Here is a 14,414-nt window from a genome sequence, read left to right as displayed (position 1 = left end):
CGTCTACGGCGTCACCAGGTGTAGTTCGGATTGACCTTCATGCACGCATTCTTGTCGTCGCCGTTGAGGGCCCCCGCCGACTCCGGGGTCTTCTCCGTGCCCTTGGACACCGGGTAGGCCCCGCCCTCGCGCCAGTCCGCGCCCACGGCGAGCGAGATCCCCGAGACGTCGGTGGACTTCTTCACCTGCGACAACGGAACCCCGAGCACCTTGGCGACCGCCTGCGCGTCGCCCTCCAGCTCCGCGCTCGGATACAGGATCGCCGTCCGTGCCGCCCTGGTCACGTTGTTCGGGTCGACGGTGGTCTGGCCGAAGCCCGCCTCCTTCAGCTGCTCCGCCACATCTCCCGCGCGCCCCGAGGCCGGTCCGAGTGCGTCGGTCGCGGTCCCGTTCCGTACGGCGACGGCGATCTCGCCGACCGGCGCCGACGGGTCCTTGGGCTCCTCCGGCTTCTTCCGCTTGGAGGCCTTGCCGTCCAGCGGCACGTCCTCGCGGACCATCCGGAAAAGCTGCTCCGCGTCGCCCGCCTTCGGGTAGACCCGGCCCTTGTTCACACCGGTGCCGTACACGTTCGGCATGGTCGACATCGTGATGCGCTTCGTCGGGACCTTCTTGAACTCCTCGGCCAGGTCGTAGAGCTTCTTGACTGATTTGATGCCCTTGTCGACCGTCAGCGCGTCGGTGGCCGCCTCGGCGAGGTTCATCAACTTCGCCGGGTCGGTGAGCTTGGTGCCCTTGCGCAGTTCGCGGACCATGGAGTTCATGTACTGGTGCTGGGCCTTCGCCCGTCCCAGGTCGGTGTTGCCCTCGAAGCCGTACCGGGTGCGCAGCCACGCGAGGGCCTGCTCGCCCTTGACGTAGGTGGTGCCCTTCTCCAGCTTCAGCCCGGAGCCCTTGCCGCCCCGGTCGCGTGAGTGGATGTTGGCGTCGACGCAGACGGGGACGCCGCCGATCGCGTCGGCCATCGAGACCACACCGGCGAAGTCGATCATCATGAAGTGGTCGATCCGGATGCCGGTCAGCTCGTACCAGGTGGCCACCGTGCACCCGGGACCACCGCGGCCCAGACTCTCGTTGGTCTGTACGTCCACGGTGCTGGCCGGGAAGACCTCGCCGTCCGGGGCCGTGCACTTGGGCATCTTCAGCATGGTGTCGCGCGGCATGCTGATCACGGAGAGGTTGCTGCGGTCCGCCGAAATGTGGAGCAGCATCTGCACATCGGCCAGAGGCTTGGCGCCGAAGGTCTTCTTCGCCCCGCCCAGCTTCTGATTGGCTTCGGTGTCCCGGGCGTCGGAACCGATGAGCAGGATGTTGAGCGGGGTCTGCCCGGCGGCGTTGGCCTTGTGATCGGCCATCTGCTTGTCGCCGAGGGTCAGATCCTCTTTCTTGATGTTGCTGTTGAGGTACTCGTAGTAGAGATAACCGGCGCCGCCGGTGCCGAGTATCAGTACGGCGAGTACGGAGGCGCTCCAGCGCAGTGCACGCCGCTTGGCGCTCTTGGGCGCGCGGCGGCTGCTGCGCCCCTGGGCGCCACCGCCGTTGCCGCGGCGGCCCTTCGCCGCCCGGCGGCTGCCTCTCGGTCGCTCGCCGCCCCCCGGCCGCTCACCGCCTCCCGGTCCCTCACCGCCTCCCGGCCCGTCGCCGTCACCTTCGTACAGGCTCGTGTCGCGGTCGAGCTGACCGGCGTTGCGGACGCGTGATCGCGTCCCCTCCCCGCGCGTGCTGCTCCGTCCCATCGGACCCCCCCCATGCTGTTCAGATTTCCGCTGCGGCGCGGTGACCCGGTGTCACTTGGCGCAAACCGCCTTGTCGGCGCTTGCCTGCTCAACGCCCTCCGGAGCCTTCGCCGGCCCGGTGATGAGCTGGCCCGCGCCCTTGAAGTCCGCCCCCAGCGTGAGCACCATCGCCTCCAGCCCCTCGGCGTCGGCGGTGCCCTGCTTCATGGCCGCGGCGGGCAGCCCCATCATCTCGGCGAGCGCCCGGGCCTGATCGGCCTGGTTGGGCGCGTACTCCAGCGTCGTCTTCTTGATCTTCTCGGGTGCGTTGGCCTTGTTGGTGGACTTGAGCACCCCCTGCTCGTTCTGGAGCCAGGTGACGGTCGCACCCGCCCCACCGGAGATATCACCGCCGTTGAGGACGTCCACGCGTACGTCCTCGGGCGCGGCCTTCGGTCCCTTGAGCAGGGCCGCCTGCTTGCTCTTGGCGGCCTTCTCCTTCTGCTTCACCTCGGTCAGGGAGGTGTCGGATCGCATCATCGCGAAGAGCGGGTCGCCCTGCTGCGGGTGCACGACCACCGTGACGGGCTTCGGCTCGTCCGGGTTGTCTTTGACCGGCATCGTGACGAAGGTGATGTTCTCCGTGTTGACCTTGCTGATCTCCTGGGCGAGCGTCATCAGCTTCTTCGCGTCACCGATGCCCGTGTCGACGGTCAGCGCCTTGGTGGCCGCGTCGGCGAGCTTGAAGAGCTTCTTCGGGTTGGTGAGCGTGTCGCTCGACTTCATCTCCCGGATCATGGAGCCGAGGAACTGCTGCTGCACCTTGATCCGGTCGAGGTCGCTCCGGTTGCCGAAGCTGTCCCGGGTGCGGAGCAGGGCCAGGGCGGTTTCGCCCTGCACCTTCGACTCGCCCTGGGGCAGCTTCAGATGCGACTTCGGGTCGTCGATCGGCTTCGCCATGCAGACATTGACGCCGCCGACCGCCGTCGTGAGCTCCTTGACCGCGTTGAAGTCGACCATCATGAAGTGGTCCGGCTGGATGCCGGTGATCTCCTCGACCGTCCGCATCGTGCACCCGGGGTCGCGGCCCTCCTGGCCGAGACTGGTGTTGAAACGGGCCTTCGCGGCGCCCGGGATCACCTTCGTCGACCCGTCGGGCTGCTTCGTCTCGCAGTCCGGGATGGTCGTCATCAGGTCGCGCGGGATGCTCATCGCCGTCGCGTTGGTGCGGTCCTCGGAGACGTGGAACAGGATGTTGGTGTCGGCGTGGCCGGTGCTGCCCTTGTCGCCGTACCCCTCGTTGCCCTTGCCGGTGCGTTTGTCGGTGCCGATGATCAGGATGTTCATCGGGCCGTCGCTCACGACGCCCTTGCTGCCGACGTTCCCCACGTCGACGGTGTCGATGTTGCCGTTGAACCGCTCGTACAGGATGTACGCGCCGACCGAGCCGGCGACCACGACGAACGCCATGACCCCGCCCGTCCAGAGCAGCGCCTTCTTCTTGCGCGACTTCCTGGGCTTGCGCTTCCGGCGGCCGGGCGCGGGCGGTTCGGCGGCCGCGCGCGCCCCCTGGGCGCTGCGGCGGCTGCGCTGGCCGGGCACCTGGCGCGGCCCGTCCGGGGCGCCCTCGCGCTCCCGCGAACCGGAACCGCGGCGTCCTGAACCCTCGCGGGACGAACCGGTCCGTGATTCACCGCGGCGACCGGTTCCTTCGGCAGCCGTGGCCGTACGCGAAGGACTGCTCGACTCCCCAGCGGAGTGGTCCAGTCGCAATTCGTAATTGCCGGTGTGCGGGTTGAGTACCCACTGGTCGGCGGGGTCGATATCGTCCGCCCGTCCACGACTGTGCGCGTCCACGGTTGCCTGCGTCCTCCGTCGGTGCCACGCGAGGCGCCCTCCCCCGGCAAGGCGCTCGTTCCTTCGCTCCAGCAGTGCACGACCTGACGGCCGGAAGCACCGGATCGCGTCACACTATCCGGCCGATTCCGCGTCGAGCGACGTGCGTGACCTATTCAACGCCCCTTACAACCGGGCATTCTTCCTGTAATGCGTCGATTGTGTTCTCTGTCTTGGTGATTGCTTTACTGCTTGCACAGGTCGTCCGCCGCACTCGACCCCGAATAGGTGGGTGTGGGCGTCGGGCTTTCGGACCCGGCTTCGTCCGGATTCCCGTCCTGCTCCCTCTCCTGGTCCCGCTGCGCTTCCTCCAGTTCGTCGGCCGGGACCACGGCGACGGGCCGGTCCTCACGGAGTTGCTTGAACAGGTCACCGGCGTCCGGTTCGACGAGTTCGTCCCGGTTCACGTTGTTGCGGTACGGCTGCCGCGGCACGGTCAGGAACTGCACCTGCTCGGTCGGCACGTTGCGCATCCCGCGCACCAGGTCGTACAGGTCGCGCAGCGAGTCAAGACCCGGGTCCGTGGTCAGCGACTTGGTCGCCGCGTCCAGCACCGGGTAGAGCCGCGTCGGGTTGAGCAGCACGCCATTGCTCTGCATCTTGTTCACCAGGGCGCCCAGGAACTGCTGCTGGCGTTCCATCCGTTCGGTGTCGCTGCCGTTGCCGAGGGACTTGCGCGCCCGTACGTAGCCGAGGGCCTCCTCGCCGTTCAGTGTCTGCCGGCCGGCCGGGAGCTCCAGGTGCGCGTCCTTGTCGTCGATCGGCTCCTTGAGGCAGACCTCGACCCCGTCCACGGCGTCGACCATGTCCTTGAAGCCGTTGAAGTCGACGACCATGTGGTGATCGATGCGGATGCCGGTCATCCGTTCCACGGTGCGGATCGTGCAGGCGGTGCCGCCGAGCTCGAACGCCGCGTTGAACTGCGTGAACCGCTCCCGTGTCTGTTTGCCGTCCGCGGTGCGGCAGCTGGGGATCTCCACCATCAGGTCGCGGGGGAGGGATACGGCCGTCGCGCTCTTCCGGTCCGCCGCGAGGTGCAGCAGGATCGTGGTGTCGGAGCGCTGGCTGCCGCCGTCGTCCCGGCCGTACTCACGGTTGTCCCCGGCCCGGCTGTCGGACCCGATGAGCAGGATGTTCTGCGCGTCCATGACGACCGGGGTCGGCCGTTCCTTCTCGTACACCTTGAGCTCGGCGGCGGCGCTCGTGTCGGTGGTGATGTTCCCGTCGAGCTTCCTGTAGAGCCACCAGCCCGCCCCCGCGGCGACCAGCACGAGGAACGAGGCGGCGAGCGCGGTCCAGCGCAGCCAGTGGCTCCCGCGCGCGGCGACGATGCCGTCCTTGGGCTGATCGGCCCAGGTCCGCACGCCGTCACCGCTCCCGGCCGCGCCGTCGGGGTCACCGCCGCGGCCGGGAGCGGGGTCACCCTCGGCCCCGCCACCGCCTTCCCCCTTCGCGGAACCCGCCGCGCTTTCGGTGTTCTCCGTACTCTCCGAGCTCTCGGGCGTTCCGGGCCCGGCGGCTTCAGGGGGGCCGTCCTGAGGAGCACCGTCCTGAGGAGCACCGCCCTCCGGGGCCGCGCCTTCCGGGGTTCCGCCCTCGGGGGTCACGCCCTCGGGTCCGGGCCTCTCCTGCGACCTGCCCTGCGACCTGCCCTGCGGCTTGTCCCCGGCCGGGTGGTCCGGGTCGGACTGCGGGCCAGCACTGTCGGTCACGTCTGCGTCCATCCTTCACGTTCGGCGGCGCGAGGGGCCGCCGGTCGCAGGAGTAGACGGCTGAAACTCACGCTTGGTTGTGCACGGCCGGGAGAGTGGTCTGTACCGCCCGATCATCTACCCGCTCCGGAGCCGATTGCCGAGGACTCGGCCCGCTGTGGGCCGGACGGGTGCCCCTCAGGGCGCTTGTCATACCGCGGTGTTGGTGACCCGCTCGCTCTCGGTCCGCTTGGCCAGCCCGTCCGCGTCCAGCTGCCCGAGGTGGCGGCACAGCACCACGGACCCACCGGCCGCCAGCGGCGCGAAGAGCCCGGCGCTCAGCCCGTCCCAGGTGTCGTACGTACGCCCGGTGAGCAGCCGGGACCCCGGTACGAGCCTGAGGGCGCCGGCGTCCTCGCGGGCCTTGGCGACGAGCTGCGCACCCGTCAGCTCCATCCCGCCGACGGCCAGCGCGGGCGCCTCGGGGTCCACCGGGGCGAAGGGGGCGAAGCGGTCGCCCTGGCTCGGCACCTCCACCGCGTAGTCCGCGAACCCCTCGGGCGCCAGCGGGAATCGGCCGCCCAGCGGACGCAGGGCGAGAGCGACCCGCTCACCCCGGCAGGCCCGCGCCCGCTCCAGGGTGTCCGGGCCGGTCACCACGAGGTCGGCGGCGGCCGGATCGCCCTGGACATCGGCGACGACCCCGACGGAAGAGCAGGCGAGCAGCCAGACCGCGGACTGCCAGTGCGCGGGGAGCAGCAGGGCGAGCCGGTCGCCGGGCTCCGCGGCGAGGTCGCCCTGGAGCAGATTGGCGGTCTTGGCCACCCAATTGGCCAAGGTGGCCACCGACAGTTCGACGCGCTCTCCGGTGGCGTCGTCGTAGAAGGTGACCAGGGGGCGGGCCGGGTCCGCGGCAAGGGCGGATCGCAGCAGGTCGGCAGGGGTGCGGTCGCTGGAGTTCATCCGCGCAAGCGTACGCGGGGACGCTGTGCGGGGCGGGCTGAACGGGTGTCACGTACACCGGTTCGGCAGACGACGCGTCACGTCGAGGCCGATGTCCGGGTAGCCGGAGTCATGACTGTATGGCCAGGATCATGCGTATGCGTGCACTATTGGTCACCTCAGTCGGCGTCACCTGCGCGGCGGCCCTCACTCTGCCGCTCGCCGCCCCCGCCCTGTCCGCCCCGGCCCCGCACTCCGCCTCGGCCCGGCCGCTCTCCGTGTCCCCCGAGTCGCCGGGGTCCGGCCCGCCGTCGGTACGGGCCGAAGCCGCTCCCGACGCAGCGGAAGCCCCCGAAGCCGCCCCCGACGCGGAAGCCCCCGAAGCCGCCCCGCCGTCCGTGCGGGCCGACGGGACCCGCGCGGCCGAGCCGGCCGGCTCGACGCAGTCCCTGCCCCTGGAGCCCCTCACCTCACCGTCCGACCGCGCCGTGGGCCCGGCGGCGGCCGGCCAGGGCCTGGCCCAGCGCGACGCCCGCCCGTTCTCCCTGGTGGGCGTGGTCTGGGACGACGCCGAGGCCGAACTGCACGGCACGGTCCAGGTCCGCACCCGGGCGACCGGCGGCACGAGCTGGTCGGACTGGCAGGACGTCGAGACCCACAACGCCGAGCACGCCGCGGACCTCGGCAGCGACGAGCGGACGTCCGGCGCCGTGCGCGGAGCGACGGCCCCGCTCTGGGTCGGCGACTCGGACGGCGTGGAGGTACGCGTACGCCCGGAGGCTGCCGATCCGCAGCACCGGTCCGCCGCCGTACCGCTCCCCGAAGGGCTGCGCCTCGAACTCGTCGCTCCCGGCGAGGACCCCGCACCGGAACCCGCCCGCGACGCTCCCACCGGCCGGGCCGGCCGGTCCGCCGCGACCCCGGCGACGTTCGCCGGCAACCCGGCGCCGCCGACGACGGTCGTGCCGGAGGCGCTCACCGCCGAATCCGCCGCCGCCTCGGCCGTCAACGCGGAGCTCGCCCCGCTCGGCGCGGCCGTCATCCCCGCGCTGACCAAGGCGGAGACGGAGGAGACGGCGATCGTCGCGGCCGGGGCGAAGCCGTACATCGGACCCCGGCCGGGGATCATCACCCGCAAGGGCTGGGGCGCGGACGAGAGGCTCCGCGAGCGCAACTTCGCGTACACCAAGACCGTCAGGGCGGCCTTCGTGCACCACAGCGCGACCGGCAACAACTACACCTGCAAGCAGGCCCCTTCGATGCTCCGCAGCATCTACCGCTACCACACCCAGAGCAGTGGCTGGCGCGACATCGGCTACAACTTCGCCATCGACAAGTGCGGAAACATCTACGAGGGCCGGGCCGGAGGCGTCGCGAGGGCGGTCCTCGGAGCACACACCCTGGGCTTCAACACCAACACCATGGGGGTCGCGGTGCTCGGCACCTACTCCTCCACCAACCCGCCCGCCGCCGCAGTGAACGCCGTCTCCAAGCTCACCGCCTGGAAGCTCGGACTGTTCGGGGCCAACCCCAAGGGCAAGGTCACCCTCGTCTCCGGTGGAAGCGGCAAGTACAAGTACGGCAGGAAGGTCAAAATGAACGTCATCTCGGGCCATCGGGACGGTTTCGCAACCGAATGCCCCGGAGCGCGTCTCTACAAGAAGCTCGGCACGGCCCGGACCACCTCCGCCAAACTGCAGGGCCGCTGACCGGGGCGTATCCGACCGGTCTGCTTAGACTGGCCAGCCACAACCAGGCCAGGCCCCAGCAGGAAGCAGAGACGGTGCTGTGACAGAGGCAAAAGAAGCGATTCTCCTGGTCGGTGGCAAAGGCACCCGGCTGCGCCCGCTCACGGTGCACACCCCGAAGCCGATGGTTCCGGCGGCGGGGGTCCCCTTCCTCACCCACCAGCTGGCGCGGGCCAGGGCGGCCGGGGTGGAGCACATCGTGCTCGCCACGTCCTACCTGGCGGAGGTCTTCGAGCCGTACTTCGGCGACGGTTCCTCGCTCGGCCTGCACATCGAGTACGTCACCGAGCAGGAGCCGCTCGGCACCGGCGGAGCCATCCGCAACGTCGCGCCGAAGCTGTCCTCGGGGCCGGACGAACCGGTCCTGATCTTCAACGGCGACATCCTGACCGGGCTCGACATCCGGGCCCTGGCCACCTCGCACACCGTCTCCGGGGCGGATGTCTCCCTCCACCTGACCCGGGTCGAGGACCCACGCGCCTTCGGCCTCGTGCCGACCGACGCGACGGGCCGGGTCACGGCCTTCCTGGAGAAGCCGCAGACGCCGGAAGAGATCGTCACCGACCAGATCAACGCCGGGGCGTACATCTTCCGACGCTCGGTCATCGACAGCATCCCCACCGGCCGCCCGGTCTCCGTCGAACGCGAGACCTTCCCCGGACTGCTCGCCTCCGGCGCCCACCTCCAGGGCATGGTCGACTCCACGTACTGGCTGGACCTGGGCACCCCGGGGGCCTTCGTCCGCGGCTCCGCCGACCTCGTCCTCGGCCGCGCCCCGTCCCCGGCGGTCCCCGGCCGCTGCGGCGACCGCCTGGTCCTGCCGACCGCCTCCGTGGCCCCGGACGCCAAGCTCACCGGCGGCACGGTGGTCGGCGCCGACGCGGTGATCGGCGCGGGCGCGAGGATAGACGGCTCGACGATCCTGGCGGGCGCGGTCGTCGAGGCGGCCGCGGTCATCACGGACTCGCTGGTCGGAGCAGGCGCCCGGATCGGTGGCCGTACGGTGCTGGCGGGCGCGGTGATCGGCGACGGGGCGCAGGTGGGCGCGGACAACGAACTGCGCGACGGGGTCAGGATCTGGTGCGACGCGGTCCTGCCGGACGCCTCGGTCCGCTTCTCCTCCGACCAGTAGACCGCGAACCCGTACCCTCGACAAGGACCCGCGAGAGGAACCGACCTCCGCACCAAGAACACCGAGGCCCACCCGTGGCAGGACGATTCGCCCCCCGCTCCGCGCGAGCGGCGCCGCCGACGCGGCCGGCTCCTCCGTCCTCCGCGCACGACGGCCCGCCGCTGACCCGGGAATGGACCCCGCCCGGCCCACTGGACCTCCGCCTGGTCCTCGGCCCCCTGCGCCGGGGACCGGCGGACCCCACGTTCCGGATGGCCGCGGACGGCACGTTCTGGCGGGCCACCCGCACGCCCGAGGGCCCCGGCACCCTGCGGGTGGCGGCGCGCGGCGACCGGATCACGGCGACGGCCTGGGGCCCCGGAGCGGACTGGCTGCTGGCGGGGCTCCCCGCACTCCTGGGCGCGGCGGACGACCCGGACGCGTTCGTCCCCCGCCACCGCCTGCTGGCCCTGACCCGGCACCGCCGCCCAGGCCTGCGCCTGCTGCGTACGGGCCTGGTCATGGAATCGCTGATCCCGTCGATCCTGGAGCAGAAGGTCACCACGGACGAGGCGTACCGGGCCTGGCGCCAGCTGGTCCGCCGCTTCGGCACCCCGGCCCCGGGCCCCACCGCGGACCTGGACCTGCACGTCATGCCGGACTCGCGCGGATGGGCGATGATCCCGTCCTGGGAATGGCACAGGGCGAACGTCGACGCCAAGCGGTCGTCGACGATCCTGCGCGCGGTACGCGTGGCCCGCCGCCTGGAGGAGGCGGCGACGATGGACCTCCCCGAGGCCCGGACCCGCCTGCAGCTGATCCCCGGCATCGGCCCCTGGACCTCGGCCGAGACCCTCCAGCGCTCGAACGGCGCTGCGGACGCGGTCACGGTCGGCGACCTGCACCTCCCGGGCATCGTGGGCCACGCCCTGGCGGACAACCGAGACGCGGACGACGAGGAGATGCTGACCCTGCTGACCCCGTACGAGGGCCAGCGCCACCGAGCGACCCGCCTGATCCTGCTCTCGGGCCGCACTCCGGCCCGCCGGGCCCCGAGGATGACCCCGGGCAACATCACGAACCTGTAGCTTGCTCAAGCCCTTCCGGCGCTTGGCTTTCTAAGCCCCTCCGGCGCTTGAGGACAAAAGGGGGACCGGGGCAGCGCCCCGGTTTCGGGAAGGGGCGGGTAGGGGACAAGCCCCGCGCAGCGGCCCCCGCACCCACCCCCGCCCACCTCACCGCACGGTGAGAAACGCCTCCGCATCCCGAGCCGCCCGCTCCCGGGCCACCCCCACCGCATGCCCCACAGCCACCGCCCCCAACGGATCCCAGGACGACGGCAGCGACAGCACCTCCCGCACCACCGGCCGGCAGAACATCGTCGAGGACACCCACGCCGACCCCAGCCGCTCACCGGCCAGCGCCACCAGGAAGTTCTGCACGCCCGCTCCGGCCGCGACCACGAACATCTCGCGCTCCGCCGTGTCGCGGCGCTCGTCCCCGTACGTATGGGAGCCGTCCATCACCAGGCACGGCACCACCAGATACGGCGCGTCGCGCAGCACATCGCCGCGCCGCACCCGCTTGGCGATCGACTCCTCGCTCCTGCCGTCACGCCGCAGGTCCTCGATCCACGCGTCCCGCATCGCGTCGAGCAGCCGCGTCCGTGACTCGGCCGACTCCAGCAGCACGAACCGCCACGGCGTCGTGTGATGAGGCGCAGGGGCGGTGACGGCAGCGGCGACGGCCCGCCGCACGGCCCCCGGATCCACCGGCTCGTCGGTGAACTCGCGCACGGTACGCCGCAGCGTCACCGCTTCCCGCACGGCCTCGGACGTCCCGAGCCGGAACATGTCGTCGGCCGCACCCCGTACGAGCGCACGAGCGCCCGTGCTGTCCGCGTCATCGGAGGAGACCACCTGCGGCAGCCCCCGCACCACGGCGACCGGCAGCCCCTCTGCCTTGCCCTTGACCAGGTCCCCGGCGGCGGCCAGCTCGTCCGCCGTGGCCACGACCGTGGCGCTGAGCGGATTGCCGTACGCGTCCGTCCCGCCGCGCAGATCGTCCAGCACCCGTACTCCGGCCGCACCGATCGCGACGTCGGTCAGCCCGTTGCGCCAGGGCCGCCCGAAGGTGTCCGTGACGACGACGCCGACATCGACACCGAGGGTGTCCCGCAGCCCGTCCCGGATGGCGCGCGCGGAGGCGTCGGGGTCCTCCGGCAGCAGCAGCACGGTCCCGGCCGGCGTGTTCGAGGCGTCGACCCCGGCGGCGGCCATGACCAGACCCTGCCGGTTCTCCACGATCCGCAGCGGCCCGCGCCGGGCCACGACCCGCACGGTCTCGGCATCGATCGCGGCTTCCCGGTCGGCGGCCCGGACGATCCGGCCCTCCGCCTTGGAGACGATCTTCGAGGTGACGAGCAGAACGTCCCCGTCGATCAGGCCCGGCGAGGCCGCGGCGATCAGCTTGGCGAGATCGTCCCCGGCCCGGACCTCGGGAATCCCGCGCAGCGCCCAGACCCGGAACGAGGGAGCACCGTCACCGTCGGCACCGGGAGAACCGCTCACGCCCGGACCTCCTCGGCCAGATCCAGCGCCTGCCGGGCCATCTCCGCGGTCGTGTCCACGTCCGTCATCATCAGCGGCACCGACCGGCAGCGGATCCCCGCCGCCTCGACCTCGCCGACCGCACCGGCGTCCACCGTGTCGACCAGCCACCCGTCCAGCAGCCCCGAACCGTAGTGCTGGGCCACGGCGGCCGCCGTCGACTCGACGCCCACAGCCGCGAGGACCTTGTCCGCCATCCCGCGCACGGGCGCGTCCCCGACGATGGGGGAGAGGCCGACGACCGGCACCCCGGCCTCGGCGATCGCCTCCCGGATCCCGGGCACGGCGAGGATCGTGCCGATGGACACCACCGGGTTCGACGGCGGGAAGACGATGACATCGGCGGAACCGATGGCCTCCAGCACCCCCGGAGCCGGCTTGGCCTGCTCCGCCCCGACCGGCACGATCGCCTGCGCCACGACGGAGGCGCGCAGCTTCACCCAGTACTCCTGGAAGTGGATCGCCTTGCTCTCGCCGTCCATCTCGACGGCGACATGCGTCTCGACCCGGTCGTCGGACATGGGGAGCAGCCGCACACCCGGCTGCCAGCGGGCGCAGAGCGCCTCGGTGACCGCGCTCAGCGGATAACCCGCGCCCAGCATCTGCGTACGGACGATATGGGTCGCGAAGTCACGGTCGCCGAGCCCGAACCACCCGGGGCCCACGCCGTACGCCGCGAGCTCCTCCTTGACCTGGAAGGTCTCGTCGGTCCGCCCCCAGCCCTGCTCCTCGTTGATGCCACCGCCGAGGGTGTACATCACGGTGTCGAGGTCGGGACAGACCTTCAGCCCGAACAGATGGATGTCATCACCCGTGTTGCCGATCACCGTGACGTCCGCGTCGGGCGCGGCCTGCTTGAGGCCGCGCAGAAAGCGGGCACCGCCGATACCACCGGCCAGAACAACAATGCGCATGCACAGCAGTTTGTCAGGCGGGTACGACGTCCATGGCCGTCGGGGCGCTTTGCGCGGCGTGCATCGGCATCTCGGTCAGGCCCGGGTAGTAGATGTGCAGACTGACGGCCGGTTCGAGCGAGTCGTTGACCACTTCGTGGACGTACCCCGGGGCGAAGGCGCGCTGCGCGCCCGCGCCGAGGGGCCGCGTCCCGTGCTCGGTGTGCTCGGTCAACTCGCCTTCCAGGACCGTCAGTACGCCGGCGGAGAGGCCGTGGTCATGGAGCCCGCTGCCCTGCCCGGGCACCCAGCTGAGCAGCCACACCTCGTAGCCGGGGCCCTGGTGCAGGCGGTGGTACCAGCGGGAGGCGGAGTCGTACTGGACGATTCCGGCCCACTGGGCGCGGTCGGCCGCGATGGAGCGTGCGAGGCCGACGAACTCGGAGACGGTGGAGGGGTGCTCGCGGGCGGGCTGCAGGAGGTGCTGGACCTCAAGGATGTCGCCGGCGATCTGAAGGTCGCTGTCGCTGTTCATGGCTGCGGTGGTTCCTCGGCATGGGGGGGGTGCACGTGCGGGGGAGTCGCGGTGGGCGTCAGCAGCTCGGAAGGAGCTGCGGAGAAGTGCGGGAGCTGCGAGAAAGAAAAGGCGCCCGACCGAGAGCCGGGGACGCTGGATCAGAGCTGGAGCGCTACGGCATCAACAGCTGGAACAGCAACAGCGGGCCTGGACAGCGCTGCGGAACCCACGGACGTGGGTGTCGTGCATCGCTGTAGTCGCTGGCATGAAACCAAGGAGACCGGCTCGGTCGTCCGCTGTCAACCCAATGACCGATATGGGGGCAATGTTTCACTCCTTCCGGTTGCCGGATTCGGGGAAAGGTTTATGTGCCCACAGGCAAGGACATGTGGCGCATCATCCGCGCCCCCAAACATGGCTGACGCTCCGTGACCTGACTGTGATCTTGATCGCTTCAGTGATCGAATCGCAACACGAGGGCGCCCTCGTTCGTCTCTCTCGCGAGAGGGTGCGGAGCTGGATGGCCTGTGGCGTATGTCAGGTTTTTGCTGATTTGAACACTTTCTGCATACGCTTGGTTCCGCAGAGTGAATCCCTGGGCCAATAGCAGATCCTCGCTTGACTGGCCCGGAGCTACACACTTGTAATTTCACTCGTGTCGTTCAGCCGCAAACGGCTGCATCACGGGACGCAAGAGACAGACGAGGGGCGCACATGACCGAGCTGTTCCAGCAACTGCTGGTCGAGGACGCGGACGAGGAACTCGGCTGGCAGGAGCGCGCACTGTGCGCCCAGACCGATCCCGAGTCCTTCTTTCCCGAAAAGGGTGGATCCACCCGCGAGGCCAAGAAGGTCTGCCTCGCCTGTGAGGTGCGCTCGGAATGCCTTGAGTACGCCCTCTCCAACGACGAACGCTTCGGCATCTGGGGCGGGCTCTCCGAGCGGGAGCGCCGACGCCTCAAGAAGGCCGCCATCTGAGGTCCGCCCCCCACCGGCCCCGCCACCCGGGAAGCGCCGGCCGCCGACCACCGCACACCTACCCCCGAGCCCGGGCGCATCCAGGTCCTCCTCGACCAGGCCCTGACATTTCCCGGGCCCACTCCGGCCCCAAGCCCGGACCAGGCCTCGGGCGCTTCCCCGACCAGGCCCCGGCCCCAAGTCCGGACCCCCGACCAGGCCTCGGGTGCTTCCCCGACAGGTCCCGGGCGCTTCCCCGATCAAGCCCCGGCTCCAAGCCCCGACCAGGCCCCGGCCGCTTCCCGGACCATCCCGGGCCGTTCCACCCGCGAGCC

General features: G+C 70.8%; 11 protein-coding genes. 4 read left to right on the top strand and 7 right to left on the bottom strand.

The window, feature by feature from the left end; all coding sequences use genetic code 11:
• Positions 1–11 precede the first annotated feature (11 nt).
• The 4 genes from B9S58_RS02475 to B9S58_RS02460 form a co-directional block, all read right to left on the bottom strand.
• Positions 12–1,736 (bottom strand): LCP family protein, encoded by a 1,725-nt coding sequence (locus tag B9S58_RS02475; protein WP_103530501.1) that lies wholly within the window; start codon positions 1,734–1,736, stop codon positions 12–14.
• Between the two features lie 51 nt (positions 1,737–1,787).
• Positions 1,788–3,317: an LCP family protein gene (locus B9S58_RS02470; RefSeq protein ID WP_103530500.1), complete on the bottom strand. Its 1,530-nt coding sequence runs from the start codon at positions 3,315–3,317 to the stop codon at positions 1,788–1,790.
• Between the two features lie 479 nt (positions 3,318–3,796).
• Positions 3,797–5,335, bottom strand: coding sequence for an LCP family protein (locus B9S58_RS02465; RefSeq protein WP_103530499.1), 1,539 nt, complete (start codon positions 5,333–5,335; stop codon positions 3,797–3,799).
• Positions 5,336–5,512: 177 nt separating this feature from the next.
• A complete protein-coding gene (locus tag B9S58_RS02460; protein ID WP_103530498.1) occupies positions 5,513–6,265 on the bottom strand; it encodes a TIGR03089 family protein in 753 nt (250 codons plus the stop codon).
• A gap of 137 nt (positions 6,266–6,402) precedes the next feature.
• Between B9S58_RS02460 and B9S58_RS02455 the strand changes: the two genes are divergently transcribed.
• From B9S58_RS02455 to B9S58_RS02445, 3 genes are all read left to right on the top strand, one after another.
• A complete protein-coding gene (locus B9S58_RS02455) occupies positions 6,403–7,953 on the top strand; it encodes an N-acetylmuramoyl-L-alanine amidase (protein ID WP_103530497.1) in 1,551 nt (516 codons plus the stop codon).
• A gap of 79 nt (positions 7,954–8,032) precedes the next feature.
• Positions 8,033–9,124, top strand: coding sequence for an NDP-sugar synthase (locus B9S58_RS02450; RefSeq protein WP_103530496.1), 1,092 nt, complete (start codon positions 8,033–8,035; stop codon positions 9,122–9,124).
• A 74-nt stretch (positions 9,125–9,198) separates the two neighbouring features.
• Positions 9,199–10,191, top strand: a complete 993-nt coding sequence (locus tag B9S58_RS02445; RefSeq protein ID WP_103530495.1) for a DNA-3-methyladenine glycosylase — start codon at positions 9,199–9,201, stop codon at positions 10,189–10,191.
• A gap of 147 nt (positions 10,192–10,338) precedes the next feature.
• Here the strand turns inward: B9S58_RS02445 and B9S58_RS02440 are convergent, their stop codons facing one another.
• Genes B9S58_RS02440 through B9S58_RS02430 form a run of 3 tightly spaced genes read right to left on the bottom strand, consistent with a single transcriptional unit; the run spans position 10,339 to position 13,140 of the window.
• Positions 10,339–11,673 carry a coenzyme F420-0:L-glutamate ligase gene (locus tag B9S58_RS02440; protein ID WP_103530494.1) on the bottom strand — a complete coding sequence of 445 codons (1,335 nt, stop codon included), beginning with the start codon at positions 11,671–11,673 and terminating at the stop codon, positions 10,339–10,341.
• Positions 11,670–12,626, bottom strand: coding sequence for a 2-phospho-L-lactate transferase (cofD, locus tag B9S58_RS02435; RefSeq protein ID WP_103530493.1), 957 nt, complete (start codon positions 12,624–12,626; stop codon positions 11,670–11,672). Before cofD ends, B9S58_RS02440 begins: the two co-directional genes overlap by 4 nt.
• A gap of 13 nt (positions 12,627–12,639) precedes the next feature.
• Entirely contained in the window at positions 12,640–13,140 is a 501-nt protein-coding gene (locus B9S58_RS02430; protein ID WP_103530492.1) for a cysteine dioxygenase family protein, read from the bottom strand.
• Positions 13,141–13,836: 696 nt separating this feature from the next.
• Between B9S58_RS02430 and B9S58_RS02425 the strand changes: the two genes are divergently transcribed.
• Positions 13,837–14,100, top strand: coding sequence for a WhiB family transcriptional regulator (locus tag B9S58_RS02425; protein WP_003968728.1), 264 nt, complete (start codon positions 13,837–13,839; stop codon positions 14,098–14,100).
• Positions 14,101–14,414 lie beyond the last annotated feature (314 nt).

The organism is Streptomyces sp. SM11 (assembly GCF_002910905.1).
Lineage (GTDB): Bacteria > Actinomycetota > Actinomycetes > Streptomycetales > Streptomycetaceae > Streptomyces.
The sequence above is the reverse complement of the archived record's forward strand: the minus strand, read 5'-3'. Positions and strand labels throughout refer to the sequence as shown.